The sequence below is a fragment of the Paenibacillus sp. JJ-100 genome (assembly GCF_948329825.1).
GTDB lineage: Bacteria > Bacillota > Bacilli > Paenibacillales > Paenibacillaceae > Paenibacillus.
On record NZ_CAOJCM010000001.1, the window covers coordinates 1,454,331 to 1,461,466 of the forward strand.

At 41.2% G+C, this 7,136-nt stretch carries 7 protein-coding genes; 6 read left to right on the plus strand and 1 reads right to left on the minus strand.

Annotated features, from left to right (window positions below):
• Positions 1-125: 125 nt before the first annotated feature.
• From PQG66_RS06600 to PQG66_RS06610, 3 genes are all read left to right on the plus strand, one after another.
• The gene (locus tag PQG66_RS06600) at positions 126-2,423 is read left to right on the plus strand and encodes a PAS domain S-box protein (protein ID WP_272036347.1); all 2,298 of its coding nucleotides are present in this window, start codon (positions 126-128) and stop codon (positions 2,421-2,423) included.
• A 559-nt stretch (positions 2,424-2,982) separates the two neighbouring features.
• Positions 2,983-3,399 (plus strand): exosporium protein C, encoded by a 417-nt coding sequence (locus PQG66_RS06605; protein ID WP_272036349.1) that lies wholly within the window; start codon positions 2,983-2,985, stop codon positions 3,397-3,399.
• 326 nt (positions 3,400-3,725) lie between these two features.
• Positions 3,726-4,088, plus strand: a complete 363-nt coding sequence (locus PQG66_RS06610) for a VOC family protein (protein WP_272036351.1) — start codon at positions 3,726-3,728, stop codon at positions 4,086-4,088.
• 55 nt (positions 4,089-4,143) lie between these two features.
• On the opposite strand, the gene PQG66_RS06615 is transcribed toward PQG66_RS06610, so the two are convergent.
• Complete coding sequence (locus tag PQG66_RS06615) at positions 4,144-4,614, minus strand: Rrf2 family transcriptional regulator (protein ID WP_334220759.1); 471 nt, start codon at positions 4,612-4,614, stop codon at positions 4,144-4,146.
• Positions 4,615-5,064: 450 nt separating this feature from the next.
• On the opposite strand from PQG66_RS06615, the gene PQG66_RS06620 reads away from it, so the two are divergent.
• The 3 genes from PQG66_RS06620 (at position 5,065) to PQG66_RS06630 (ending at position 6,888) form a co-directional block, all read left to right on the plus strand.
• On the plus strand, positions 5,065-5,232 hold the full coding sequence (locus tag PQG66_RS06620) for a hypothetical protein (protein ID WP_272036355.1): 168 nt from the start codon (positions 5,065-5,067) through the stop codon (positions 5,230-5,232).
• Positions 5,210-6,205, plus strand: a complete 996-nt coding sequence (locus PQG66_RS06625; protein ID WP_272036357.1) for a glycoside hydrolase family 43 protein — start codon at positions 5,210-5,212, stop codon at positions 6,203-6,205. Before PQG66_RS06620 ends, PQG66_RS06625 begins: the two co-directional genes overlap by 23 nt.
• 341 nt (positions 6,206-6,546) lie before the next feature.
• Complete coding sequence (locus PQG66_RS06630) at positions 6,547-6,888, plus strand: putative quinol monooxygenase (protein ID WP_272036359.1); 342 nt, start codon at positions 6,547-6,549, stop codon at positions 6,886-6,888.
• The last annotated feature ends 248 nt before the right edge of the window (positions 6,889-7,136 follow it).

Here is a 7,136-nt window from a genome sequence, read left to right on the forward strand (position 1 = left end):
TTGAAGAGTAGAATATAAACCAATATTTTAAAAACGAGTTATCACATGTTCATTCGATGTACAAAGAATTATGTTTTAGGAAAATGACTCTATATCATAAAATTAAGTGTAGGGGAGAGCTCTCAATGCAGGTTCAGCAGGTTAATCATCATGAATGCTTCGAGCAACTATACAATCAAACACCGATTGGAGTTGCTCTGATAGCTCCAGCAGGAAATTGGCTGAAAGTGAATCCTGCTTTTTGCCGTATGACCGGTTTCACTTGTGAAGAACTGATGGAGATCCGCTGTGAGGATTTAACGCATCCGGAGAACTCCTCGAAGAATAATGTTGAAGAAGCTGGACTTTTGGATAACAAAGTAAAAGACAACATATATGAAAGACGCTGCATTAAAAAGAATGGCGAAGAATTATGGTGTTCATTTCATGTAACTCCAGTTAGGGATGAAACAGCTTCTGAACCCCATTACTTCATTTGCTTTATTGTAGATATCACTGATCGTATCCGATCTGAACGGAAACTTTCGCACCGTGAAGGCATAAGCAGAAATGCAGAACGATTGGCGAAGATTGGAACTTGGAAATGGGATGTCGTTCATGATCAGATCACCATTTCTGAACAGGTACTGGAAATCTTTGAACTTGACCGCACAGATAAATATTATTGTTCAAAAGATATCTATAAGGTAATGAGTAGTGTGGATGTAACATCTTTGCGAGAAAAAATAAGAGACGCAGAACAAAGAGATCCATTTGTTTTTGAATTTAAATGCGCTCGGACCAAAGGCAGAGAAAAATATATCCAATTACGTGGGTTAATCATTGATGACGAACATCAACAGCCTATAGAGTTAAACGGTGTACTTCAGGATATTACCGAACAGAAACAAATCGAATTCAGGCTTCAAGAAACCATTGAACGTTACACCTCGCTCAAAAAGTATAATCATGATGCTATTATTTCATTCGACATGAGTGGAAACATTATTAACGCTAATCCTGCAGCAGTAAAAATGACAGGTTATGCAGTAAACGAGATGAATGGGAAAAGTATAGGAAGATTTATTGGGGCTAGTAATCTAGGCCTCATTCTACGGAGTCACTATGGTTTGGCTGAAAAGAAAATGAATACTATTTTGCACAGGGACGGCCGCGAAACGGAAGTATTGGCAACACTTGCTCCAATTATTATTAACAATGTCAATGTCGGTTTCTATTTAATCGCCAAGGATATTACAGAACAGAAAAAGCTTCTCATTGCCAAAGAAACAGCTGAGAGGATGAATCAGGCGAAAAGCGATTTTTTGGCGATGATGAGCCATGAAATACGAACACCTATGAATGGTGTGATCGGAATGACAGATCTTCTTCTGGATACCCCAGGACTGAGCGGAGAACAAAAGGAATATATTCAGATTATCCAAAAGAGTGGCGACTCCCTGCTTACTATTATCAATGATATCCTTGATTTTTCTAAGATCGAGTCTGGGAAAACCGATTTAGCAGTTGATCCTTTTGATCTTCGGGAAATCGTGACAGAAACGGTCCAAATTGTAAAACCTTTGATCCGAGAAAAGGAGTTAGATATTCAGATTTGTTTGGATGAGAGGCTTCCAGTTCCGCTGTATGGTGATGCCTCTCGTTTAAAACAAGTACTTACTAATATCATCGGTAATGCTGTGAAGTTTACTCTCGAAGGCAGTATAGAAATTGAAGTACTTGTTAAAGAGCAATGTGAGGAAAACGTGTATCTCAAGTTTAAAGTCAAAGATACAGGTGTGGGGATTCCAGCAGAGAAAAGGCCGCAATTATTTGAGCCATTCTACCAATTGGACAACTTTATGACTCGCAAAACGCAAGGAACGGGATTAGGACTGGCTATCAGCAAAAAATTGATAGAACTCATGCATGGAGATATATGGATTGAGGATTCAGATGAAATCGGCACAACGTTTATATTCACAGCATGCTTTAAAATAAACAATGAAGAAGTTGGCCAACGCATAGAGTTTTCTCAGAATAATAACAGAGACACCCATCTCCATATCCTGATTGCAGAGGATAATGAAATGAATCAGCTTGTCCTTAGTAAAATGATTGAAAAAAAGGGACACATCGTAGATCATGCAGTGGACGGAAAAGAAGCTTTAGAGGCTGTCAAGAGAAATGCATACGATATTGTGTTTATGGATGTGCACATGCCAAAATTGAATGGGTTTGAAGTGACTCAAGCAATCAAAGAGAGTCTATCTTCTGAAGACTGCCCATATATTGTTGCAGTGACTGCAAATGCTCTAAGAGGGGATAGAGAACGATGCCTGAAGGCAGGAATGGATGATTACATTAGTAAACCTATCAAAAGCGAATCTATTTATCAAGTGATGGAGACGTATTATAACAAGAAACAGAAGAATCATTCTTAATGTTAAGTTGAGTGGAGATGCGCAATGCATTAAATAACATGGTGTTATTGCGGACTAGTTTATTATTGCAAAATTGCAGGATGAGTCAACGAACCTATATTCGCTGACTCATCCATAATGAAGAAGCAATGTCGAGGACAAGAACATGGTCCCATTGAAGTCGCTATTTTAGCGGCTTTTTTGTTTTATCGGTAAAAGTTTCTTGTCCCGAGTCAAGGACAATAACTTGTTCCTAGTGGTCACTACTGGCTGAACCTTGATCCAAATGAAGCGACTGAATTCGAGGGAAAATATCGACTTTCTTTCATTTATAGTACATAAATTGTATAGCTCCGTTCCGCACGGCTGTTTTAATAGGAGAAAGCGAAGTATTTAATGCTGCACAGCCGATACATCGATAAAGACGTTAAAATAGCGTATCAGTTCTGTTAAAGGAAGATCCTAGCTAATGAAAAGAGTTTTCTTATGCGATAATTCAAAAAATGATTATTTTGTCCAAGCCAAAATCTATCAATCTCATACCATATAGTATCTTACAAGAAAAGGAGATGAAAGAATCATGGTAAATCAAATCGAAAGTTACTCTGGTCTTACAGTTACGCCCGTTACAGATGGGGTGCAAATTCCTGTCCCATTAACTCCGGCAGGAGTAGGACTTGCGGAAGTCAGAGTGAATGTTCCAGCCACATATCCTCAAGTTGTAGAGTTGAAAGCAACTATTGGATTAAGAGGAGATGTAGGTACAGGAAGTGTATTATTCCGAATTTTCCGCGATGGTCAAGTCATTTACTATTCACGACTTGGTCTTGAATCTGGCTTTGAGAAATACTATCTTCCGACTATTCAAGCAATCGATGTTAACCCACCAGCAGGATCTCATGGCTATACCTTATCTATTGAGTCCTTGACACCAGGATTAACAGCTACTGTAATAGGCCCTATCACATTGAGTGCTTTAGTTATTAACGCAGTCTAATCAAGAAGCCTCCGGCCCCAAAGCGCTAAGGGTTGGAGGCTTTTTTTTGACCTACCAGGTTTTCCGTTCTTTGCGATAAACCGAAGATGCTGCTCCACTCCATTTGTGTAACTGCAGCTCAATATTACCAAGAAAGCAGCTGATCTACGTGATCGGCTGCTTTTGTTTAGCTAACGGGCATTTTAATTGAATCACTGACTGAAACGCTTTCTAATATTTTTTGACTATGTCGATCCTTCTAAGCTTGACAAGGCTAACACATTTATATATAACTAAATAAGTTATAACCATTACGGTTATAAATAAAATATAAATTGGAGGTTAACATGAAAATCATAAATCATTTTATTCCGGTTTTTACCGAGCAACTGGAATTAACCATTGCATATTATGAAGCTCTTGCTAACCGATCTATGGATCGCACGTGGAATATTCCCGAAGCTGGCTTATCTTTAGCCACAGTATATCCTTACGTCATTGTATCTGGAAGTCCAGAGGCCTTGGAGCCTGCTAGATCACTCCGTGCCGTGGTGTATGTTGATTCCATGAACGAATTGAAGGTAGAATTAAAAAAACAAAATACCCTTATAGTAAGAGATCAGCATGGTCCTATTGGTCCAAGCGTTTTTGTTCAACATCCTGATGGTAGTTTTATTGAATATGTTGAGCCTGCACAAGCTTTTTTTTGACTTGGTGCCAAATCAAAAAAATGTAAAATAAAGCTACTCCATTAGAGGAGTAGCTTTATTTTACATTTGCCTTTGTACGTAATTGCTCTACAATCTGAGCTAGGGTAACAGATGCTAGTTCATGCTCCATAGCCTTCTGTGCATTAGAGAGTTGGGGTAATAGAATGGATTCAATGTTCATTCCTACAGAACAATTTGGGTCAGTATCCTTGTGAATTTTAAAAAGCTGATTTCCATCCACAGATTCGACTGCTTGGAAGATATTCAGTAGGGTTAATCTTTCAGGAGAAATCAAAAGAGAGGCCCCCGCAACTCCTGGTTTTGTATCAATATAACCTGCTTTTTTGAGCTGGGCCATAATCCTTCTAATTACTACAGGGTTACTATTGATGCTACGGGCAATTCGATCGCCTGTGCTATAGAGGGGGTCCAGCGAGATCATGGAAAGGATATGCACTGCCATCGAAAAGCGACTACTTATTTGTTTCAATCTACTCACCTTCTTTGCTAAATAGTATAGTTTCATTTAAAGAACAGGTCAATTGACGTCATCATCAGCAAGTAAACAGGTAGGTCAAAAATCACCTCCAAACACATGATGATTCTCATCAGATAAGAAGTTAACACGAAAAAAAACATGATCATTCATCCAGAGAATAGTAGATGGAGCTAATGGAGAACAGTCAGAATGGATTACATCATAACAATGGTTGAAAGTGATTAAGTTTTCTGGTTACATTGAATCTGAGATCTACATGGCTCTAGCACGGGCAGGTGATGAGCGGGAATTGTACATTTTTTCGGGGGAAGATCTTTATTATGTGTATAGGAAAGAATAAGCGGGGGTTATATAATAACATTAGATATTGTAAGCGCTTGCTTTTAATTCTGTGGATGCCATCAAGGAATTACCGTAATCGCCGGATATTTGAGTGCTATTCTTGGACCGAGCGCGGGAATACCTACATGCTGGACGATGAAGCACTTCACGTGTTCGCTGCCACAGCCAGCGGCTTCACCAGCGTCTACCTGGGGCTGCGCGCCTTGGGCAACGGTACAGAGAACGCAAGACCTGCTTATTATGAAGGATTCTATTATTCCAAGACCGAAGGAGATGCCTTATGAATCAACAACAACCACCTAAGCCCCACCAGCCGCTCGTAACCCACATCTTCACTGCGGACCCATCCGCCCATGTCTACGAGGGTAAAATCTACATCTATCCTTCCCATGACCTCGATCATGACGAGCCGAGTAATGATAACGGCGACCAGTACAAAATGGAAGACTATCATGTCCTCTCGATGGACAACTTCGATTCCCCGGTGGTCGATCACGGCGAAGCGCTGCATCTGAGAGATATTCCGTGGGCCTCCAAGCAGCTCTGGGCACCCGATGCCGCTTATAAGAACAATACCTATTACCTGTTCTTCCCGGCACGGGACCATGACGGCATCTTCCGTTTGGGTGTGGCAACATCAGAGTCTCCGGCAGGCCCGTTCACGCCGCAGCCAAATTATATGGAAGGTAGCTTCAGTATCGATCCGGCCGTACTGGTGGATGACGACAATCAGTCATACATCTATTTCGGCGGACTCTGGGGCGGCCAGTTGGAGAAATGGCAGACCGGCAGCTTCGTGCCAGATGCAGAAGGACCTGCTCCTGACCAACCGGCGCTTGGACCTCAAGTTGCACTGCTTAGCGACGACATGCTGTCCTTTCAGGGCAAGCCTGCCGAGATATCGATTGTCGATGAAGACGGGAATCCGATTCTGGCCGGGGATGAAGACCGGAGATATTTTGAAGGACCCTGGATGCATAAATATAACGGCGATTACTACCTTTCCTATTCTACAGGAACCACGCATAAGCTCGTATATGCGATCGGCAAGAACCCAATGGGACCATTCACGTTCAAGGGTGAGATTCTCTCTCCGGTTATCGGCTGGACAACCCACCACTCCATTGTGCAATTTGAAGACAAGTGGTATTTGTTCTATCACGACAGTTCCCTGTCGGAAGGCGTCAACCACAAGCGCTGTGTTAAATATTCCGAGCTGAAATACAACGAAGACGGAACGATTCAGAAGATCAATCCATATCCGGATACTAAGTAAGCTGGCGGTTAGCGTAAACTGATAAGATTAATAGATAAGACATAACATGAGGCAGCTTCTGACGGGGCTGCTTTTTTGATAGGAGGATCAGTCATCAAAAGAGAAATGAAGGGAGATTAATGAGGACACCATGTTCGCACCTAATGTCGGCATTTAAACGGCAGGTCATAACGCTCAGTGTATTACCAACGTGGGACAGTAGAACTTCGAAAAAAGCTTACGAGCTCAAAAAAAATGGTGAAGACAGCGGATGTTCAAATCTCGGTGTTGTCCAAATACATGGTACATAATGAGATTATGAGCAGGAAGGAAACCGAAGAATAATTAAGGAGTGTATTGTGATGTCAACAACCACCAATCAAGTAATTCTCAATATCCGCTTCAAAATTAAACCTGGAAAGAAAGAAATTTTCCGTGACAGTCTGTTTGCGATGATTAACAACTTCAAAAGCGAACCTGCTTTTGTCAATGCGATCGTCTCCGATGATCTTGATCATGCTGATGATCTTGTCATCTATGAGATTTGGCAGGGAACAAGAGAAAGTTGGATTCAACACGAACTTACTAAACCTTATCGTGCTGAGTATGAAGGTGCGCTTACCAATCTTATTGATGATAGAATCGTAAGCTGGCTTGAACCAGTCGGTGAATGGGGAAGTACACTGACCAATGTGAGACGATAAGTTTTTGGGTTTAGTTTAGTTTAGGTTTCGTTATAGTTTGGTAAAAACGCTGCATGAGAATCGAATCAAGCCGTTATGCCGAGGGACGAGAACATGATCCATTGAAGTCGCTATTTTAGCGGCTTTTTTATTATGGCTTTAGCCAGTTGAGTGCGTGAAACGCGCGAAACAAAAAACCACCCGCTATGCGGGTGGAGGGATTAGAGGTTTGACCACCATGACCATTCCAATACAATTGAGATGTTCAG

Coding starts and splice junctions, on each gene's coding strand:
- PQG66_RS06600 (WP_272036347.1), top strand. CDS start 126: ATGCAGGTTCAGCAGGTTAATCATCATGAATGCTTCGAGCAACTATAC.
- PQG66_RS06605 (WP_272036349.1), top strand. CDS start 2,983: ATGGTAAATCAAATCGAAAGTTACTCTGGTCTTACAGTTACGCCCGTT.
- PQG66_RS06610 (WP_272036351.1), top strand. CDS start 3,726: ATGAAAATCATAAATCATTTTATTCCGGTTTTTACCGAGCAACTGGAA.
- PQG66_RS06615 (WP_334220759.1), bottom strand. CDS start 4,614: ATGAAACTATACTATTTAGCAAAGAAGGTGAGTAGATTGAAACAAATA.
- PQG66_RS06620 (WP_272036355.1), top strand. CDS start 5,065: ATGAAGCACTTCACGTGTTCGCTGCCACAGCCAGCGGCTTCACCAGCG.
- PQG66_RS06625 (WP_272036357.1), top strand. CDS start 5,210: ATGAATCAACAACAACCACCTAAGCCCCACCAGCCGCTCGTAACCCAC.
- PQG66_RS06630 (WP_272036359.1), top strand. CDS start 6,547: ATGTCAACAACCACCAATCAAGTAATTCTCAATATCCGCTTCAAAATT.